Raw genomic sequence first — 21,283 nt, 5'->3', positions numbered from 1 at the left:
CTCATAATATATATGTATTAAATATATATTGTGAATGGGGTGAAATAATGGGAAATGTATTTGGTCCGGTACCTTCAAGAAGATTAGGGAATTCATTAGGAATAAATTTAACACCATTAAAAACATGTAATTATTCATGTATATATTGTCAATTAGGAAAAACAACTAACTTTACAAATGAAAGGAAAGAATATATACCAACAAAAAGTATTATTGAAGAATTAAGTTATGCAATTAAAAATAGCAATATACCTATAGATTATATAACTTTTGTAGGTGATGGAGAACCAACTTTACATTCTGGAATAAGCGATATTATAAAATGGATTAGAGAAACTTATCAAAACAAGTATAAAATAGCAGTTGTTACTAATGGCTTTTTATTTTATCTTGAAGAAGTTCGAAAAGAATTAATGAATGTCGATTTGGTTCTACCAAGTATTGATGCGCCAGATGAAAAAAAATATAAGTTGATAAATAGACCTATTATGAATGTAGATTATAATGAAATAGTAAATGGTTTGAAAATATTCGCAAAAAATTTTAAAGGAAAAATATGGGTTGAAATAATGTTAATAAAAGATATTAATGATTCAAAAGAGGATATTGAAAAAATTGCTGAAATTATAAAATCAATAAATCCAATTCCTGAAAAAGTATTTATTGATGTGCCCGTAAGGCCACCTGTTGAAAAGTGGGTAAAAATTCCAGATCAAAAATCTTTAGTTTATGCATTAAAAGTAATTCCAAATTCTTCATCAATAGCTTTTAGAGAGGAAGGAGAATTTGATATTAGTAGATATAAAAATTCAATAGAAGCAATTTTAGATATTACAGAAAAACACCCTTTACGTCTTGGACAAGCAATGAAAATAATATCTGAATTTAATGAGGATAAAAAAGAAGTACTAGATAAATTAAAAGAAAAGCTTAACATTGTATCTTATGATAATGAAAAATATCTAGAAATTATAAAATAAAGCCCTGTTGAAAGGGCTTTATTTTATATATCAATGAATATTTGTATTTCCATAGAAATAATAATTTATTTAAACTACTTGAAAAATTATTCTATTTGTGATATTATAAAATTGTTTATAAATTAAACAAAAGTTGGGTGATAAAATGACGGATAGAGAAAAAGAAATTTTAAGACTTATAAAAGATAATCCATTTATTTCTCAGGAAGAAATAGCATCCATTTTAAATATTGCAAGATCTTCTGTAGCAATACATATAACTAATTTAATTAAAAAAGGATATATACTTGGAAGAGGTTATATCGTAAATAAAAATAATTATGTTCTTGTAATAGGTGGTTCAAATATTGATATAACTGGATTTCCAAAGAATGATCTTATATCAAAAGATTCTAACCCAGGTGTTGTAAATTTGTCATTAGGTGGAGTTGGAAGAAATATTGCAGAAAATTTGGCGAAGCTAGATTTAAATGTAAAATTCATTACAGCTATTGGTAATGATATATATGGAGAAAAAGTTATAAAACACTCTAAAGAAATTGGTATCGATATAGGAAATTCTCTAATATCTTCAAAAAACCAAACATCTATATATTTAGCCATATTAAATAAAGACAGAGATATGGAAGTGGCTATTTCTTATATGGATATTTGTGATGAACTAACAATTGATTTTTTTAAATCAAGAAAGGGTATAGTACAAAATAGTGAAGTGTTGGTATTGGATACAAATTTACCTAGAGAAAGTATTGAATACTTATTAGAAATATATAAAAATCCTATTTTTTTAGATACAGTTTCAACTACTAAAACAGAAAAAGTAAAGAATATTATAGGAAAATTCCATACAATAAAACCTAATAAATTAGAAGCTGAAATTTTAACAGATATAAAAATTAATGATGAAAATGATGCCCAAAAAGCATGTGACCTATTAATTGCTAAAGGTGTAAAACAGGTGTTTTTAACTATGGGAGAAAATGGAATAATTTGTGCAAATGAAAAAGAAACAATCAAAATATATTCTCCAAAAATCAAAGTAACTAATGCAACTGGGGCTGGAGATGCTTTTACTGCAGCATTAGTTTATTCTTATTTGAATGATTACGATTTAAAATATTCTGGTTCTTTTGCAATAGGAGCTTCTATAATAGCTTTGCAATCTAAAAATACAATATCTGAAGATTTAAGTGTGGAAAATATTAAAAAAATAATAAAGGAGATGGAAATATGTTAAATGAATACTTAGTTATTTCTGAAGAAGTAAAGGAAGCATTAGCATCAAATAAACCAATTGTTGCATTAGAGTCAACCATTATTTCACATGGAATGCCTTATCCTCAAAATGTCGAAACTGCATTAAATGTGGAACAAATTGTTAGAGAAAACGGAGCAGTTCCTGCAACTATCGCTATTATAAATGGAAAATTAAAAGCAGGTTTAAATAAAGAAGAAATAGAATATTTAGGAAAAAAAGGAAGGGAAGTTATAAAGGTTAGTAGAAGAGATATTCCATATGTTGTTTCAAAAAAATTAGATGGTGCAACAACTGTTGCTGGTACAATGATTATAGCAGCATTAGCTGGAATAAAAGTTTTTGCTACAGGAGGTATAGGTGGAGTTCATAGAAATGCACAGGAAACTTTTGATATTTCAGCAGATCTTCAAGAATTAGCGAATACCAATGTAGCTGTAGTATGTGCTGGAGCAAAATCTATATTAGATCTTGGACTAACATTAGAATATTTAGAAACTTTTGGAGTTCCTGTTATTGGATATCAAACAGTTGAACTACCAGCATTTTATACAAGAAAAAGCGGATTTAATGTAAACTTTAGATTAGATTCACCAGAAGAAATAGCAAATTTCTTAAAAGTAAAATGGGATCTTAATTTAAAGGGTGGAGCTGTTATAGCTAATCCTATACCAGAAGAATATCAAATGGATTATGAAGTTATAACAAAGGCAATTGAAGAAGCATTAAAAGAAGCTGAAAAGTTAGGAATAAAAGGAAAAGATACTACACCTTTCCTATTAGCCAAAATTAAAGAAATTACAGGTGGTGAAAGTTTAGCTTCAAATATACAACTGGTATATAATAATGCGAAATTGGCTGCACAAATAGCTAAACATCTATAAAAATAGATTTTGATATTTATATTTATATTCAAAATAAATAATTAGAGAGGTTTATAAAAGAGAACTGCTATATATACAGGTAGAATTTGATTTATCTAATTTGATTTAAAGTTTTAACTATGGTATAATAGAATTGTAAAATACCAAATCAGGGAGGGATATTATGGCTAAATACATTTCAGATAAGGTTGATTTAGATTTGATATTAGTAAAACCAGTAGAAGATCTAAGAGTTGAAAGGATTTCTTTGGAAGAATTAAAACACGGAATTAAAGAAGGTTTTGAAAGTCATATAAGATGTGAAGAAAAAGCAAAAGAAATAAGCGAATTATTAGGTACAGAAGTTAAAATTAATGAAAACCCATATAAATTAAATAAAGAAGATACATTATATGTAGTCTCTGGAGAAAATTATTATAGATTAAAATATATATATTAATAATAAAGAGGTTTCGGATTTTTCCGAAACCTTTTATTTTTTATATGTTGTTCTTACCTTCTTCTACCTTTATTTCCATAGCCTTTTGAACTAGAATTATTAGAAGATGAGCCATTGTTTCCATTTAAAATTTCTTGTAATTCTTCATTGGTTATGTATTGAGCTGAATATGTTGTATTATATCTATCTAATTGACTCACAAATGCTCTCATGTGACTTTCTGATCCGGATATTAAATTTTCATATACTAATTTTATATCTTGATTATCTGTTTCTTTTAATAATTTATCTAAATCATATATATCCAAATCTTCTATTGTTGCTCCTACTTTTAAAGCATCTATAACTGATTTTTGGCCTTCTGCTACTAAATCATAATATAATTTTTGCAATTCTTCATTATTAAAAACTCCAACTGTATAATCTGTTATTGGGTCTTGTAAATCATATTTATCCAAAATACTTTTTACTGCATTCATATGTGTTTGTTCTGCTTGTGCTATGTTGTAAAATGTTTGAATACCCCACGTATCATACAATGTTAAATAAACATCCCTTGCTAATTTTTCTTCCTCTCTCATTTGTAATAATCCTTCTGTTTCACTTGCTGATAATGTTTCAACTGGTAAAGAAGATACTGCTACACTAGGATTATTAAAAAATCCACCTGCAAATGATACTACTACTAAAATCAATGCCATTATTCCTACTAATAAACTTTTTTTCATATAAATCGCCTCCTAAATTTTAAATTATTTTTTTCTTTTTTCGACAACTATATAATAACTTATTATACTTAGAATCCCCTTAAAATAACCTTAGAGTTTCCTTAGAAAATAATTATAAATAATAAAAATCCCCTGGCAGATTGAAATTGCCAGGGTTATATTAATTTTATTTATAATCTTAAAAATTTCTCAATAATAGAATCAAGAAAAAGTCTTTCATTGTCTTCAAAAGAATAATATCCTAAAGCAACACGTTTTTGACCAAGACCATATTTAATTGCAAAATCACGAACCTTTCCTTTAGGATAAGGTGTAATAGGCCATTTTATATCATAACGAACACAATTTCTTAAAAATATATCAAAAATATTTTTTTCTCTATCTGATAAATTAAAATAATGGACAATAAATTCTTTTTTATTTCTTACATTCTTTAATAACTTTAAAATTAAATTTTTTCTCGCGATATAAAATAAACTGACTTTGGCAGAATTTAGAAAGTTATAGTTTTTATTATTAATATTATTTATCAAATTTTCTTCTTGAAAATTTGAGAACATTAAATTAAAAAAGTACATCTTCTCATAATTACTTGAAAAATATTTAATAATTTTATCTTTATCTCCTTCAAAAATCAATCCTAAAATATTATTTTTGGAGAAAGATGGTTTTTCTATTAATGATGAATATGTTGCTAAAAATAATTCCAGTATTTTTATTTTATTTTTCTTTTTAAATTTGATTATGTTTTCTTTAAAGATTTTATTTATATATATTTTATATAATTCATTTTTTATTTCATATGGATATGTTTTCTTATATGTTAAACCATATTTTTGAATAAATCTTTTTAATTCCACAACATTTAATGTTTTACTTTTCAATCTTTTTTTACTTTTTTTATAAATAAAATAATTCAATTTTTTATTTAGTGTATATTCTTCTATTTTAAAATCTGGGCATTGCATATTTTCAATAAATATTTTTAAATCCGGAAATAATATTAAAGCGTTATGAATAATTTCTAAAAGGCCAAAAACTCTTATATCATTGTTTAATTCTTTTACACTTATAATAGTATCAATCCAATTAGATATATAATTAAAATCATCGAAATAATAACCAATATAATATTCCAGTAAATTAGCAGTAATTAAAGCTTTTTTCTTATCTTCATTCCTTATCCACCACGTTGCAGAATTTAAACCTGCACACATCATTGAAGGGTGATTAAATTTTTTAGCATATGAAAAACCTTTTAAAAAATTATTATAAGCTTCATCATATTTTTCTTCAGACAATAATCTTCCGGCCTTTGAATATTCTATTATTGCTTTTTGAACATAACTTTCCTCATATAAATCACCATAACATTTTAAAATCTCAAAATTCTGATTTAATTTCTCTGATTGGGCTTTTAACCCAGGTATAATTATTCTTCTTGCATATGGTGAAATATTGCTTATATTATTTTTTAGTGTATTGAAAACTTTTTTTGATTTATCAAAATTATTCATTCTTGAATATAACAACACAAGTTCATATCTTGAAAGTTCCTTTAGTATTGTTGTTGTTGTTGTTGTTGAAATAGACTTATTTGCATAGTAAATAGCAGAAGAAAAATCCATCTTCCATTTTGATTTTAATAAAGAAATATAATATTTTAATGAAATATCGTTAATATTACTTTCAATATAATTCAAAATTGGTTTTGAAAAACTTCCGTACTCGACTATATCTATAATCTTTTTTAGAAACACATTATTAATCTTCATACATTATCACCAACAAAATCGTTACATAATTTACGAAAATTTAAAATCAAAATTCTTGCTATTTTTTAGAATGTGAAATAAAAAGAATTATTATATAAAATATGCTATTAAAATGTATTATACTATTCACAAATAATGTTACAAAAAACTTTATAATAGGAATGTAATTTTATCGTAAAAATAAAATCCTGATAAATAGGATTTTGTTAATATCACCGTAATAGTTGAAAATCATGTTAGAATTGCTAAAATAAAAATTGGGAGGTGATGGGGATGAAAAAAATTATAGTATCAATATTAATTATACTTTTTCTATTCTCAAATATATTATATGCTGGAGATGATTATGATTATTCATCAACCAATTCATCAAATCCTCAAATTCAAACTGTAATTTATGAATAAAAAACATCTCTAGACTCAATTGTTTTATTAACATTATAACATATGATTTTTTGTAATACAATGTGTTTATAAACTAAAATAAAAAATTTTTTCAGCCGGCTGTTATTATCTAGTACTAGAAGAAAATATAATTGAAAGGAGGTATAAAATGCAAGGTGTAAAAGTAATAAAAAAACCTAAACCAAAATTATCAAGTATTTTCACTAATAATGATGGATGTACAAATACAAATTGTAATTGCAATGGCAAATAAAATTTTTAATAGGAGGGAATACTCCCTCCATGCTGGTTAGAATGATATAGAACAGACTACATAGTTAAAAATAATTAAAATTAATATTTATTTTTTTTTAGAGGTGATCTTATGAAAAAATCTAAATATACAATATATAAAAAAATAGATAATAAAATAATTTTATTTAATACATTATATCAATCCCTTGTTATATTTGATAATTATCATGAAAAAAAACTAATGAAAATATTATCTTCTCATAATGATTCTCTAAAAAATTTTAATAAAGAATTTTATAATGTATTAATAGAAAATAAATTTTTAATAGAGGATGATATAGACGAACTAGATTTATTAAAGAAATATTATGAATCATTTATTAATGAAAATTTGATAATTAAAATATTTCTAACACATTATTGTAATTTTAATTGTTCATATTGCTATCAAAATCATCAAAGAATTCATATATCGGATATTTATGAAAATGCTATAATTAATTTTATAAAACACAAAATAAATTCAAACATTAAGTCGATTGTCTTGACATTTTTCGGTGGAGAACCTATGTTATTAAAGGATAAAATTTTTAAAATTTCAGAATCTGTATATAACATAATAAATAATAGAAATATAAAATTAATTACGAATATTGTAACAAATGGTTCGATTTTTGATGAAAAATTTTATATAAAACTATCAGAAATTTCTGAACACATTAATGTCCAAATAACACAGGATGGTTCAAAAAAGCGACATAATAAAATGAGACCTTTTAAATCAGGCAATGGTTCATATGAAATTATAATAAAAAATTTAAAAAAGTTGGATAGTTTAAAGATTAAAAAGATTAACGTCGTTTATAGATTAAATATTGATGAAGATTTTACAGAAAAAGATTTTGATGATTTGTACAAATTCAAAAATATAAATTATTTTCTTTCTATTATAGGAATATTTAATAATCCAGAACAAGAAAAAAATGCAAATAACGATAAATATGTATATAGTTTGTTAAAAAAAGCGAAAGGAAAAGGTTTTGAAATTTCTAGCTTTTTTAAAAATCCATTATATAGTTGCAGTGCTGGATTACCAAATACTTTTACATTTACACCAGATGGTAAGATTACAATATGTACTGGAATAGATCCACTTAATAATGAAAATAATATGGGATATCTTGATCTAAAAGGTAATTTAATAATAACAAATAAAAAATTATATAATAAATTATATAGCAGAAATAGAGATGTTTTTGAATTGGAAGAGTGTAGAAAATGCAACTTACTTCCTATTTGTTTTGGTGGTTGTGCCTATGCAAGAAAAATAAAAGAGAAAAATGATTTTTGTATTCCAGAAAAATATTATCTTAAAGAAGCAATAGAAGTGGAATTAGAGGTGTAAAAATGGATTTGAAGTTAAAAAATAGATTATTGTTTTTATTTGAAATATTATTAAGAGTTGTGAAAGCAGTGTTATTACCCTTATTACTTAAATGGATAATAGATATGATTACACAAAATCCTCAAATGTCGTTATATGGAGCATATTTGTATTCAATAATAATAATTATTGAATTAACTCTATTATTATATTTTGGAGTTGCAAATAGACATATATGGCCTATATTTTATAAAGAAAAAATAAAATTATACTTATTTAAATCATTACATGACAAGAAAAAACTTTTTGATAATGGTACATTGCTAAATATAATATTTGATGATACATATAATGACGTTGAACCAAATCAAATATTTTTTGCTATGTTTTATGGAAGACTGATAATAAGCATAATATCACTTGCACTCATAGGATATATAGCAGGGATTAAGTATTTTACATTATCCTTAATTTATATAATATTAATAGCTTTAAATTTACGATTACACCGTAAGATAAAATACGATAAAGTTAATGAAAAATATAAAACACTTGTAGATAATCAAATGGATTTTATTTCTGGATATAAATCAATTTCTCAATATAATGTATTTGATAAATTTTATAAAATAAAAGAACGATATGAAACTGAAAATATAAAAGAACATATGAAATATTATATAAAATATGCCCTTTTGAATCAAATAAATTCTTTAATTATGATTTTTTTTAATTTAATGATAATTTATATGTTATTAATGGATATAAAAAATGGATTAATAACGTTAGGAACATATTTCATGATATTTGAACTGAAAGAAAACGTTGTAGATCCAATAGAGGTTTTTAAATTTCTAATAAATGAATATAAAAAGATAAAGGTTAGTAGAAATAAATTAAAAGAAATAGACAAATTAAAAGAAATAGAGTTAATTGAAAATGTTGAAAATATATTAGAAACAACAGAAAGCCCTCAAATAGAATTAAAAAATATTAAATTCCAATATAATGATAAAAAAATAATATTTGAAAATTTAAATCTAAAATTATCCGGTAAAGGATTATATGTAATAAAAGGAGAAAGTGGTAGAGGAAAAAGTACATTGATAAAAATGATATTGGGAATTACGGAACCACAATCTGGTGAAATAAATTTAAATGGAATAAATATAAAAAAACAGAATATCAATTATGTAAAAAATAATATAAAAGTATTAATGCAAGATAGTTCTGTTATATATGATTCTATAAGAGAAAATATTGATTTTGGAAGAAATTATGAAAAGGAACAAATAATTAAAACGCTCGACAAAATAGCCTTAAATAAATTTAAAGAAAATATTGATTATATAATTGATTTTAATGGAGAAAATATTTCAGGAGGGCAATTAAAAAGAATATTATTAGGAAGAACCATAATTGATAATTCACAAATAGTAATACTTGATGAACCATTTACAAATTTAGATGAATTCAATAGAAATTTAATAATAAAATTAATAGAAGAAATAAAAGAAAAAAAGATGTGTATAGTAATAAGTCATGAAAACATTCTTGATAAAATGGCAGATAAAATCATAAACTTATAAGGTGATACTATGTGGAAATTATTAAAAAATGTTGGATACAAAAATTTGATTATCTTCTTTTTAGCTGTAATATTTGGAATATTATCAATGATATTTCAAATTGGAATACCATTACAAATAAAAAAGATACTTGATTATACAATTAATAATAAAGATGTAAAAATTCAAATGATTATCTCCCTATTTTTGATATATATCGCATCAGAAATTACTGAATTAATAAGCGGAATATTATCAACATATACAGAAGCTTCTTCAGAAAAAGAATTAAGAAAAAAATTATTAAAAAATATAATAAATAATAAAAGTGAAAAAATATCTGAAAAAGGTATAGGATATATCCAAACATTAATATTTGATGACATAGAAATATTTTTATCCATAATGAATCCAAGGATAGTTATAACATCATTATACACATTATATATACTTATTTCAGGATATATAATGTTCAAAATAAATATATTGTATGCAGCAATAATAGTCTTTTATCTCGTAAGTATATTTTTTCACTTCAAGATAGCTTTTAAAAAAAATTCAGAAGGATTTCAGAAAGTTCAAAATATAAAAAGAGAATTAAAAGCAAAAGTTGAAAATCTATTAAAGACACGTGTGGACTTATATTTATATAATAAAATCAAATATTTTTTTGAAAAACAAAATAAAGACTTTGATGAATTTACAGAAAAAAATAAAAAAGCATATTCAATTAATCATATATATATTAATATGATACCAGAATATATAAGAACAATATCTTTTTCAATGATATTGATAATATCTATATATCAATTAATTTCTAAAACAATTACAGTAGGAACATTTCAGATGATATTAAATTATTCAGGAACAATATTTATTATTGCCCAGCAATTATCAATAATAACATCAGATATATCAAGAGCTCTTTCTAACAAAAATATTTTATTAGAATATATTGAAAATAATAAAAAAAATTTATCTAAAATATCTGAAGAAGAAATAAACAATATTTTAGTTAAAAATTTATCCTATGGGTATAATGGAACTAATTTAATTGAAAATCTTTCATTTTCTGCATATAAAAATGAAATTATAATAATAAAAGGAAAAAGTGGAATAGGGAAAACAACTTTATTGGATATTTTAAGTGGAAGAAAAGAAATAGGAAAAGGTGAAATAAAAATAAACAATAATAATGATATAGGTATTAAAGATATAACTGACAAAATATCTTATATGACACAAAATGATTATATATTTAATGAGAGTGCATATGAAAACATATCCTTGGGAAGAAATATAGATAAAGAAATAATAAGAGAAATGCTCGACTTTCTTAATTTAAAAGATATTCCTCTTGATTATAAATTAGAAAAAAATGGAAATAATATATCTGGAGGACAAAAATCAAGAATTTTACTTGCACGAGCATTAATAGCTAAAGAAAAAGAAATAATATTACTTGATGAACCTTTAAATGGTGTTGATAAAAAAACAAAGGAAAAGATTCTCCAAGAATTAAATAAGTTTTTAAAAAATAAAATTGTAATAATATCAACACATGATAAAGATATAAGCAAAATAGGAAAAATCATAGACATTGAAAAATATTCAAACTATTCTATTTAAAAAGTTGTTAGAATTAATAAAAATTCTTCATTCAACAACATCGCCTGATCTTAAATTTCAATGTCTTGAACCAGAATATTAGTTCGGATTTATAAAGTGGTGTGTATATCCTGAGTTTGACCATATATATTTACATCTAAATTATTTGGAAAAATTGACTTTTCTGAAAGTATATTAATAGGAACATTATTATGGTATCGGTTAAATCAATATTTTTGGGGAGTAGGAGATGGATTTGGCGAAGAAAGAGCTGAAGGTACATTAACTTCTATAATAATATCTCCTATATCCTTATTGAAATTTTTATTTTCAAAAAGTATTGATACTTTTTTTGCAAACGTTTATTTAACTATATTTACATTAATATTTTTTATGATATCCGGAATAACAATAAAAATGAGTATATGGATATTCCTTTTATTATTGATAAGTGGAATGTATATAACTTTTTTTTCAATATTTTTTGCAGCATTGGCATTATGGAAAAAAAAAATAGGAAGTATGAACTATGCAGTACAATATTTTGTGGGTTTACTATCAGGTATGACAAGTTCTATAGAGTATTACCCCATATACATTAAAATGATATCCTATATAATTCCATTAACTTATTTAATATCTTTAGGAAGAAATATAATAAAGAAAGGTATTATAGGTAAAGAGGATATATTTCTTCTAATAGTTCTAACTATAATAAGTTTAATATATTTAATTATAGGAATATTAATGTTAAACAAAGTAGAAAGATATACACGTGAAAAAGGTGAGTGGGAATCATGGTAAATAGTTTGTATCTTGCAAAAGCAAATTTTTTAACAGCAAAAAAATATAGAATAGATTGGTATGGGGCATTTTTTACACCATTATTAACAATAATACCTGTTTTTTTATTATATTTTTTCGGAGAAAAAAGCGGATTAACGCAATTCTTTTATGGAAATACCAATACCAAAAATATATTCGGATATGTTTTAATTGGTGCAGCATATTGGAATTATATAGAAGTATTGTGGGGAGTAATATTTACATTAAGGCATCATATGAAAATAGGGCAATTAGAGGAAATCTTTTTAATGCCAATAAATCCTTTAGGTTATATATTCGGATGGTCTGTACTGGGAATATTAAAAGTAACCATAGAATCAATACCGATAATAATATTAGCAATAATATCAAATATAACAACAATTAATATTATTAATTTTTTAGGTGCAATAGCTGTATTTATAATTTCTATCTTAGCATCATTTGGATATGTTTTTTTCTTTTTTGGAATAACTTTATTATTTAAGGATGGGGATGAATTGGTTAGTTTAATGGGAAATGCCGCACCTTTAATAGGAGGTATGTTTTTTCCAATAACGGTTTTACCAGCATTTTTGAGGTGGATATCATATTTGTTTCCATTTAGCTGGGGATTAGATATAATGCGTTACTTATTAATGAATACAAATACTATTATAGATATAAAAACAGAATATATAATATTATCAATTTTATCTTTATTTTATTTGATAACAGGAATAATTTCATTTAAATTATTAGAAACAAAATCCAGAAAACAAGGAATTCATGGGTTTTAAAAAATGATGATATGTATATGTAATATATAAAACTTGATAACTTCAGGAATAATACACCAATAATAAAAAAACCCCCTTCTTGGTATTCTACTATACAAAGAAGAGGGTTTTTATTTTTTCTATTTATAGAAAATTTTTATGGTCTATTCTAACTTTTACAGTTCTTAAATATTTATTTATAAGTATCCACTAATTCCATTATAAAAAATTCTCAATAATAGAATCAAGAAAAAGTCTTTCATTATCTTCAAAAGAATAATATCCTAAAGCTACACGTTTTTGAGTAATATTATATTTTAAAGCGAAAGATTTCAAATCACCTTCAACTTTTGGAATAATAGGCCATTTAATATCGTAACGGACACAATTTCTTAAAAATATATCAAAAATATTTTTTTCTCTATCTGATAAATTAAAATAATGGACAATAAATTCTTTTTTATTTCTTACATTCTTTAATAACTTTAAAATTAAATTTTTTCTCGCAATATAAAATAAACTGACTTTGGCAGAATTTAGAAAGTTATAGTTTTTATTATTAATATTATTTATCAAATTTTCTTCTTGAAAATTTGAGAACATTAAATTAAAAAAATACATTTTCTCATAATTACTTGAAAAATATTTAATAATTTTATTTTTATCTCCTTCAAAAATCAATCCTAAAATATTATTTTTGGAGAAAGATGGTTTTTCTATTAATGATGAATATGTTGCTAAAAATACAATTGAAAAATTAAAATCAATTATAGTCGAATTTTTATTAATGTTATTTTTAAATAAAAAACTAATATGTTTTTTATTAGAACTATTATAAAAATCTTTATTAAATTTATTATCGATATTTATATTATTTTTTAATTCATTCATAATTCTTGAAATATCATATAAACCAATATAATTATTAATTGAATAAACATCAAAAATAGTATCAAACCAATTATAAATTTTAAATAAGTCTTCAAAATAATAACCAATATAATACTCTAATAAATCTGCTGCAATTAACGCTTTCTTCTTATCTACTTTTCTTATCCACCATGCTGCATTATTTAATCCGGAACAAATCATAGTAGGATGAGGAAACTTTTTTGCAAGGTTAAACCCTTCAATAAATAAATCAAAAGCTTTATGAAAATCTTTATTATTTAAATATTTTCTGGCTTCAGAATATTTTAATAATGATTTCTGTGCATAACTACTTTCATACTCTTCACTCCAATATCTAACAAGATTTTCATCAATTAAATTTGAAAATCTTATTTCCATAAATCTCAAAGCAGGAATAATAATTTTTCTTGCTTTTTTATTAAGAGATTGAATATTATTTTTAATCTTTCTTAGTTCAATATTAGCTTTTTTAATTTTATTATTATTAAATAAAATACTAATCTTTTCAAGCGTAGCAAGTTCATTTAAAATTGTAGTAGTAGTAACGAGATCGGCATATTTAAAAGCTTCTCTATGTTTGTTTTTCCAAATGGATTTTAAACATAAAAGATAATAAACCAAATCTTCATCCTCAGTATTAGTTAAAATATAATTCACAATAGGTTTAGAAAAAGCTCCATATTCTATAATATCAATTAATTTATTTAAGGAATAATGTTTCATAAAACACCTCTTAAATAAAAATTATAAATATTGAAACAAAAACTTAAAGAATGATATTTAATTAAGGTTAAGTTACATTTTGTTACAGAATAATTACTTAAAAATATATAAATATCCAAAATAAAGAATTTCAGAAATTGAAGTTATATGTCTAAAATATTACCATTTATTAAAAATGACATTGCGGTTTAAAATGTTTATAAAAAGCTAATTTCAGGCTACAAAAGAAATACTTGACAGTCATATAAGAAATGCTAAGATAAATGAGGGGGGTGAAAAAATGAAAAAAATAATTATATTAATAATGGCAATCATAATATTATCTTCAACAATGGTATATGGTGGTGATGATAAAAGTAATTCAACTACTCATTCAACTAATCCTCAAGTTCAAATTGAAAATTCCGGAGGATAATAAGATATCATATGAAAACTAAAAGCTTTATACTCAGTTATTTGTAGAATACATTTAAATTATAGCATATAAGGTTTTATGATACAATATATTTTTAATATTAAAAAGAAAGGAGAAAAAAATGAAATATAAACTCTATCAAAATAATAAAAAAAAGCATCTATTGGATCTTGATAGTGTAACATTAGTCGAACTAGATGAAATAGCCTATTCACATCTTACAGGAAATAAAAAAATGAAGATGTTGAAAAAGATATAAAAACATTAAAAAATATAATCAATAGCCGAAGTATTTCTTGCGAACTAACAAAAATAGGAGTAGAAAAATTAAAAGTATGATCTTGGGGTGGATATAATAGAGGGTATGATAATTATAGAGGAGGATTAAAATATGAAGCATATTAAAATTATTAATTCGGAAAATAATAATGAAAATACTGATGGATGTATCAAAGATATATGTATAGGTTTAGATTTTGGTGATAGTTGTGAAGAACTTGATTTTTGTATCCTTGTAGATCTTACTAAGAAAGAAGAAATAGAAAAATAAGAAATAATATATTTTGGGCGTATCCACCCATTTTTTAAAGTAAAAAGAAAGGAGAAATATGATTATGAAACGAAAAGCAGGAATTTTAATAATTTTAATAATAACAATAATTTCATTTTCAAAAATAGGTATGAATATTCATGTTGAAAAATCTTCATATATATTTTTTACAGAAAAATATATTATTACATTAAATGAAATGGATGAAGATGAAAATAAAAAATACATAGTATTAAAAAAATATAATCGAATAACCAATGATCAAATAAGTGAGAAAAAAATAGAATTAGGATATATGAGATTACCGATAGTAGGAACAAAAGTATACATAAATAGTGCTATAATGTATGACAATGAAATATATATATTTAGAATTTCAAAATCAAATGATAGAAGTGAAATTTTAGTATATGATCCAGAAAATGAAAATATTAAAAGTATTGAACTTGGAAAATATGGTTATCCACAGGGAGGATTACAGCAAAAGAATGGATATATAATTTTGATAGTTGGATATTTAGAAAATTTGGAAAAAAGAGATTTAATAGTAATAAAAAATAAGAAAATAATAATAAAGGAGAAATTAGAAGGAACTAATAATGAATTAGAAGAAATAATTCACGAGGAAAATAACAAATTATATTTTCTTATTTTAGGTCATGATATAAGTAATCCTGTAACAGCTCTTTTTAGATTTCTCACAGGAAGTTTCAATTATATACTTACAATAGTACAATTAGACTTAAATGATGAAGGAAAAAGTGAAATATATTTCAAAAAGGTCCACTCAGGCAATTTAATTCCATCAGAAGTAATAAACATAGACGGAAAAATTTATGTGGTAAATTATGACAAAACAAAAGAAAAACTTATTTTAGTTTCTATAGATGAAGAAAAAGGAAAAGAAATAAACCTGAAAATAGAAAAAGAATTATTAGCTAAAACAGGAAAAATTAAAAATAAGGAATTATATATAGATGCTATTGGAGAAAGATATGTAATATGCCAGGAAATATATGGTGAAAAACAAAATATATCAAAAATATATTTATTAAATAATAAATTAGAAACTGAAAAAATAACAACAGAATTTCTAAATAAAAGTAGAATAAATTTTGAGAATTTAAATAATAAAATATATATTTATTACAGAGAAGGAAATAAATTTATATTTTATATAATTGAAAAGAATAAAATGAAAAAAGAGAAAATAAATAATGTGGTAAAGATATATAACGATGGAAAAACATTACATGTAATAACAAATGAAAATGAGAAAATAAAAGGGATTGAAATGTAATGATGAGACTGATAAAAAACAAATATTTTATAACATCAGCAATATTAATATTTATATTGAGCTATATAATATCAAATTTTATGTATGAAACAATATTATCCTCGACAGGAATAATAGAATTTCAGGAAATATTGGGTAATACAATAATAATGTTATGGAATATGTTCTTTATACCAATAATTTTTGGAATACTAATAAGTACATCAATATTAAAAGGAGATATTGAAAGTAAAATATTTGAAATAGTGTATTTATCACAAAAAGGAAAAATAAGATATTATCTTGAAATAATAAAATACATGATAATAAGTGGAATAAGTCAGGGGTTGTTAATATATATAGGTATAATATTATCATTTTTAATACATAAAAATATTCATATCAGAATGGATTTTATGGGTATTGCGGGAATTATAAATACAATATTAGGAATATATTTTATAGAAATATTGAGTCTGGTAATATATTTAATTGTAAGAAATTATGCAATAACAATATTAGGAATATTATCATTATGGGTAATATATATAATATCCGATACTGATTTAAAAAAGTATAGTATATTTCACTACATAATAGGATTTAACAAAATAATGATGGGAAGGCTTGAAGTTATACTGAAAAAAATGATAATAACTCCGTTTATAAGTTCAGTAATAATAACAATAATACTTTTCATAATATTAAAAAAATATAAAATAAAGGAGTAAAAAAATGGTAATTTTAGAAGTAAAGGATTTATGGGTAAAATACAAAAAAGAAGAAAAATACACATTAAAAAATATAAATATAAAAATAAAAAAAGGGGAATGTATAGTAATATTAGGAGTAAATGGCGCTGGGAAATCCACATTACTTTACACAATAATGGGTGCAAAAAGTTATGAAAAAGGAGAAATAAAAATAAATGGTAGTATGAGCGGATATATAGAAAATATAACCTTTATACCTGAATTAACAGGTGAAGAAAACATAAAATATATAGCAAAAATATATGGAAAGAAAGTAAAAAAAGAAGAAGTAGAAAAAGAATTAAAAAACGTTGGATTATATAAAAAAAGAAAAACAAAGGTCTACAAATATTCAACAGGAATGAAAAAACGTCTTGCATTTGCAATGAATATATTATTAGATGCTGAAATAATGATATTAGATGAACCATTGGAAAATCTCGATCCTGCCGAACGAATAAAATTGATAAAAAAAATAAAAAATTTAAATAAAAGTGAAAAAACCATAATAGTAACAACACATGTGTTATCAGAGGCAGAAAAATTGGCTGGTAAAATAATAATATTACATAATGGAGAAATAATATCAAATACGGAAATAAAAGGTGATAAGAAATATATTTTTAAATACAAAATAAATGAAGAAACATATTCAAAAGAAATAAATGAAAAAGAAATAGTAAAAGAAATACAGAATATTGAAGAAAAAAATGGTGAAATAATAAAAATAGTAAAAATAACAAATGATATAGAAAATCTATTTTTTAAGGTAATTAAAGAATTTTAATACTTAATTGTTTTAAAAAAGTGGATTGAAGGGGTGAAAGAAATGAAAAGAAATATATTAGTAATTTTATTTATGTTAACAATATCAATTTCTTTATTTTCTGATAGATTAAAAATGATAAAAAGAATTGAGATAGAAAATGCCAAAAAACCACCAAAATTAATAGCAACATTTACAAAAAATGAAGCAATAATTACACCATTTGTTGTAACTACTGAAAAAGAGTTTGAGGCACGCATATACTCATTAAAAAATGATACAGAACAAACAATAAAAATGAATGCTCCAGCATTATATGAGATTGGAGGACTTACAGGTGCAACATTAATAACAACATATGCATTTGAAAATAAATTCTGGATAATATGTGGAAATGAAAAAAATGGAGATATGGAAATAAATGAATATATAAAAAAAGAAGGAAAATATATATTTAACAAAAAGCTTAATTTAGGAGTAAAGTCATTTGCAGTTACAATTGATTATGAATTGAAAGATAATATAATAATGAGTGTAGGCATAAATGAATCAGAACGAAAAGTAATGATAGTAGATAAAGATTTAAACTGGTATAAAGAATTAATAACACTAAAAGATTTTTCAGGGATATTAGAAATGGCAAAGTATAAAGATAAACTATATATATTCGAAACAATACCAGAAAAAAGTGTGACATCTTTTTTTGGTTCAAATAGTAAATACATAAAATTAAAACACACATTTGATGCAAAAAACTATGAATTAATAAAGAAAGATGAAAAAGTATTTTCAGATATGAACTATTATACATATATATATATCAAGATGAAAAATATGTATATTTTGGTAATTATGGTGGAAAAATAAATATAAAAAGATATAATCTCGATAATAATAAAATAGAAAATATAAATATGGAAGAAATATATCCATTTTTGAAAGAAGGAAATATAAATTATCATTATTATACCTATAAAAATGAAAAAATATTAATAGAAGTGCAGGAAGATAGTACAACAAAAATAATATTAGGAAAAATAATAGATAATAAATTTAAAATATTATGGGAAAACGAACTAAAAAAATCTGATTATGCTACATTTCTCTGTTCAAATACACCTTTTAGAGTTAATTTGAACTTACAAAATCAATTTGAAATATTTCTTTTTAATGGAAATACTTATAAAATAAATCTTGAAACAGGTAACATAAATAAAATTTTGAATAAAGCAATACATTTTTTTAAAATGAAAGATAAGTATTATGGTGTATTAAACGAAATAGAAAAAAAAGAAGATAAAAATCTTTTTATATTTGAAGTTTATGAATTAAAACTTGAATAAAGATATGAATTTTAAATTCTGTGGCTTAATTGGTGGTGAAAAAATGATAGATGTAAAAAACATAAAAAAGAAGTTTAAGGAAAAAGAAGTTTTAAAAGGAATAAGCTTTGATGTAAAAGAAGAGGAAAAATTTGTAATATTAGGGGAAAATGGGGCAGGGAAATCCACACTATTTTACATATTAACCAAAGTATATAACCCAGATGAAGGTGAAATAAAAATAAAAAAAGGTAAAAAATTATTGGGTTTTGTAGAAGAACCACAATTTATGAAAAATATGAATGCATACGAAAACATAAAATATATAACCTCATCTATATATATAAAAATAAATAAAGAAAGTATGGATAAATATTTAAAAATAACAGGAATACAACAGCACGCAAAAAAGAAAGTTGGTAAATATTCAACAGGAATGAAAAAAAGGCTTGCTGTTTCGATATTACTATTAATAGATCCTGATATATACATATTTGATGAACCAACAGAAGGATTGGACCCAATAGAAAGAAAAAACTTTATTAAACTAATGGAAGATTTAAAAGAAAGAGGAAAAAGTATAATAATAAGCACTCATGTATTATCAGAAGCAAAAGAAATGGCAGACAGAGTAGGTATATTACATGATGGAAAAATTAAAAAAATCTTATCAAAAGATGAATTTAAAAAAAATGATGAATATATAATATATACAGAAACACAGAAATATCCTGAATGGTTAGAATACAAAATAGAAGAGGGTAAAACAATAATAAAAAGCAACAATATAATACAAACATTGGAAAAACTCACACAATATGGAATAAGAATAAAAGATATAGAAAAAAATACATCTATCCTGGAAAAAACATTTATAAAAATATCATCAGGAGATGGAAAAAATGATTAAAGCAGAAATACAAAAGATAAAAAAAGATAAATTTTTTATAGCCTCATTAATAATATACTATTTCTTTTCAACAATAAGGGCTAAAGGTATAGTTTATATGATAGCAAGGGGGTATTATGGAAAACCATCAATATCCATAATAGCCGCAAAATACTTTGGATCAATGTGGAACTTTATGGGATTAATACAATTAATAGCAATAATACTTGGAATAAAAATATTGCATGAAATAACAGAAAGTAGATTATACACATATATATTTATGGAAAATACAAGATTAAAATTCTACATTAAAAAATCAATATCATTATTCTGGATAACAACATTGTATAGTATATATAATCTAATAATATTAACATATTACTATATGATAGTAATTGGAAAACCTGATATAAAAGGGATGGCATTAACAATAGTAGCATATTTAAACTATGAAATAGCAATATTATTTACCGCTTTATTAGGAATGATGATATATGTAATTGTAAAGAATAATCTATTTTCAATAATAATATCATTATTTGTAATATATAGTTATTTTCTATTGCCAGTTCAAAATAAAATATATCATCCATTGAATTTTGTATATATAATGACAAGAAAATTAATATCCTCAAAAGGAATAGAATTTATAATGTATCTTAGTTTGTGGAAAATAATAATACCATTATTAATGGCAACAACAGTATTCGTAATAGGATATCTATTTTTCAGAAAATATGAACCAAAATATTAGATTTGAAAGATTTATGTAAAAACATATAGAATGGAAAATAGAATTTGTAAATGAACACAAAAAAGCTCATGA

23 protein-coding genes are annotated in these 21,283 nt (G+C 23.0%); 20 read left to right on the top strand and 3 right to left on the bottom strand.

What is annotated here, in order from left to right; genetic code table 11:
• The first annotated feature begins 47 nt into the window (after window positions 1-47).
• From ACZ5CK_RS05230 to ACZ5CK_RS05215, 4 genes are all read left to right on the top strand, one after another.
• The gene (locus ACZ5CK_RS05230) at window positions 48-980 is read left to right on the top strand and encodes a radical SAM protein (protein ID WP_464582855.1); all 933 of its coding nucleotides are present in this window, start codon (window positions 48-50) and stop codon (window positions 978-980) included.
• 145 nt (window positions 981-1,125) lie between these two features.
• Entirely contained in the window at window positions 1,126-2,217 is a 1,092-nt protein-coding gene (locus tag ACZ5CK_RS05225; protein WP_464582854.1) for a PfkB family carbohydrate kinase, read from the top strand.
• Window positions 2,211-3,119: a pseudouridine-5'-phosphate glycosidase gene (locus tag ACZ5CK_RS05220; RefSeq protein ID WP_464582853.1), complete on the top strand. Its 909-nt coding sequence runs from the start codon at window positions 2,211-2,213 to the stop codon at window positions 3,117-3,119. The genes ACZ5CK_RS05225 and ACZ5CK_RS05220 overlap by 7 nt, the downstream gene beginning before the upstream one ends.
• 163 nt (window positions 3,120-3,282) lie before the next feature.
• Window positions 3,283-3,558, top strand: a complete 276-nt coding sequence (locus tag ACZ5CK_RS05215; protein WP_464582852.1) for a hypothetical protein — start codon at window positions 3,283-3,285, stop codon at window positions 3,556-3,558.
• A 53-nt stretch (window positions 3,559-3,611) separates the two neighbouring features.
• Here the strand turns inward: ACZ5CK_RS05215 and ACZ5CK_RS05210 are convergent, their stop codons facing one another.
• Both ACZ5CK_RS05210 and ACZ5CK_RS05205 read right to left on the bottom strand, forming a co-directional pair.
• Entirely contained in the window at window positions 3,612-4,286 is a 675-nt protein-coding gene (locus ACZ5CK_RS05210) for a DUF2202 domain-containing protein (RefSeq protein WP_464582851.1), read from the bottom strand.
• 170 nt (window positions 4,287-4,456) lie between these two features.
• Complete coding sequence (locus ACZ5CK_RS05205) at window positions 4,457-6,061, bottom strand: hypothetical protein (RefSeq protein WP_464582849.1); 1,605 nt, start codon at window positions 6,059-6,061, stop codon at window positions 4,457-4,459.
• Between the two features lie 273 nt (window positions 6,062-6,334).
• Here ACZ5CK_RS05205 and ACZ5CK_RS05200 point away from each other — a divergent pair, with 273 nt between their 5' ends.
• The 6 genes from ACZ5CK_RS05200 to ACZ5CK_RS05175 all read left to right on the top strand — a co-directional run bounded on the left by ACZ5CK_RS05200 (window position 6,335) and on the right by ACZ5CK_RS05175 (window position 12,867).
• Window positions 6,335-6,466, top strand: a complete 132-nt coding sequence (locus ACZ5CK_RS05200; RefSeq protein WP_464582848.1) for a hypothetical protein — start codon at window positions 6,335-6,337, stop codon at window positions 6,464-6,466.
• A 364-nt stretch (window positions 6,467-6,830) separates the two neighbouring features.
• On the top strand, window positions 6,831-8,105 hold the full coding sequence (locus tag ACZ5CK_RS05195) for a radical SAM protein (protein ID WP_464582846.1): 1,275 nt from the start codon (window positions 6,831-6,833) through the stop codon (window positions 8,103-8,105).
• A 2-nt stretch (window positions 8,106-8,107) separates the two neighbouring features.
• Window positions 8,108-9,673, top strand: a complete 1,566-nt coding sequence (locus ACZ5CK_RS05190) for an ATP-binding cassette domain-containing protein (RefSeq protein WP_464582845.1) — start codon at window positions 8,108-8,110, stop codon at window positions 9,671-9,673.
• A 9-nt stretch (window positions 9,674-9,682) separates the two neighbouring features.
• Window positions 9,683-11,284: an ATP-binding cassette domain-containing protein gene (locus tag ACZ5CK_RS05185; RefSeq protein ID WP_464582844.1), complete on the top strand. Its 1,602-nt coding sequence runs from the start codon at window positions 9,683-9,685 to the stop codon at window positions 11,282-11,284.
• Between the two features lie 126 nt (window positions 11,285-11,410).
• A complete protein-coding gene (locus tag ACZ5CK_RS05180; RefSeq protein ID WP_464582956.1) occupies window positions 11,411-12,067 on the top strand; it encodes an ABC transporter permease in 657 nt (218 codons plus the stop codon).
• A complete protein-coding gene (locus ACZ5CK_RS05175; RefSeq protein WP_464582842.1) occupies window positions 12,061-12,867 on the top strand; it encodes an ABC transporter permease in 807 nt (268 codons plus the stop codon). Before ACZ5CK_RS05180 ends, ACZ5CK_RS05175 begins: the two co-directional genes overlap by 7 nt.
• Window positions 12,868-13,065: 198 nt before the next feature.
• Here the strand turns inward: ACZ5CK_RS05175 and ACZ5CK_RS05170 are convergent, their stop codons facing one another.
• Complete coding sequence (locus ACZ5CK_RS05170) at window positions 13,066-14,481, bottom strand: hypothetical protein (RefSeq protein WP_464582841.1); 1,416 nt, start codon at window positions 14,479-14,481, stop codon at window positions 13,066-13,068.
• 280 nt (window positions 14,482-14,761) lie between these two features.
• Here ACZ5CK_RS05170 and ACZ5CK_RS05165 point away from each other — a divergent pair, with 280 nt between their 5' ends.
• From ACZ5CK_RS05165 to ACZ5CK_RS05120, 10 genes are all read left to right on the top strand, one after another.
• Entirely contained in the window at window positions 14,762-14,896 is a 135-nt protein-coding gene (locus ACZ5CK_RS05165) for a hypothetical protein (protein ID WP_464582840.1), read from the top strand.
• Window positions 14,897-15,017: 121 nt separating this feature from the next.
• Window positions 15,018-15,155 (top strand): hypothetical protein, encoded by a 138-nt coding sequence (locus ACZ5CK_RS05160; protein ID WP_464582839.1) that lies wholly within the window; start codon window positions 15,018-15,020, stop codon window positions 15,153-15,155.
• A gap of 132 nt (window positions 15,156-15,287) precedes the next feature.
• Window positions 15,288-15,446, top strand: a complete 159-nt coding sequence (locus tag ACZ5CK_RS05155) for a hypothetical protein (RefSeq protein ID WP_464582838.1) — start codon at window positions 15,288-15,290, stop codon at window positions 15,444-15,446.
• A 64-nt stretch (window positions 15,447-15,510) separates the two neighbouring features.
• Window positions 15,511-16,746 (top strand): hypothetical protein, encoded by a 1,236-nt coding sequence (locus ACZ5CK_RS05150; protein WP_464582837.1) that lies wholly within the window; start codon window positions 15,511-15,513, stop codon window positions 16,744-16,746.
• A complete protein-coding gene (locus ACZ5CK_RS05145; RefSeq protein WP_464582835.1) occupies window positions 16,746-17,456 on the top strand; it encodes a hypothetical protein in 711 nt (236 codons plus the stop codon). The genes ACZ5CK_RS05150 and ACZ5CK_RS05145 overlap by 1 nt, the downstream gene beginning before the upstream one ends.
• A gap of 4 nt (window positions 17,457-17,460) precedes the next feature.
• The gene (locus ACZ5CK_RS05140; protein WP_464582834.1) at window positions 17,461-18,264 is read left to right on the top strand and encodes an ABC transporter ATP-binding protein; all 804 of its coding nucleotides are present in this window, start codon (window positions 17,461-17,463) and stop codon (window positions 18,262-18,264) included.
• 42 nt (window positions 18,265-18,306) lie between these two features.
• Complete coding sequence (locus ACZ5CK_RS05135) at window positions 18,307-19,110, top strand: hypothetical protein (protein ID WP_464582833.1); 804 nt, start codon at window positions 18,307-18,309, stop codon at window positions 19,108-19,110.
• A 47-nt stretch (window positions 19,111-19,157) separates the two neighbouring features.
• Entirely contained in the window at window positions 19,158-19,586 is a 429-nt protein-coding gene (locus tag ACZ5CK_RS05130) for a hypothetical protein (RefSeq protein ID WP_464582831.1), read from the top strand.
• A gap of 43 nt (window positions 19,587-19,629) precedes the next feature.
• Entirely contained in the window at window positions 19,630-20,475 is an 846-nt protein-coding gene (locus ACZ5CK_RS05125; RefSeq protein ID WP_464582830.1) for an ABC transporter ATP-binding protein, read from the top strand.
• Window positions 20,468-21,211, top strand: a complete 744-nt coding sequence (locus tag ACZ5CK_RS05120; protein WP_464582828.1) for a hypothetical protein — start codon at window positions 20,468-20,470, stop codon at window positions 21,209-21,211. The genes ACZ5CK_RS05125 and ACZ5CK_RS05120 overlap by 8 nt, the downstream gene beginning before the upstream one ends.
• Window positions 21,212-21,283 lie beyond the last annotated feature (72 nt).

It is taken from the genome of Marinitoga okinawensis, from assembly GCF_055387075.1.
This window is presented reverse-complemented; position numbering and strand designations above follow the sequence as displayed.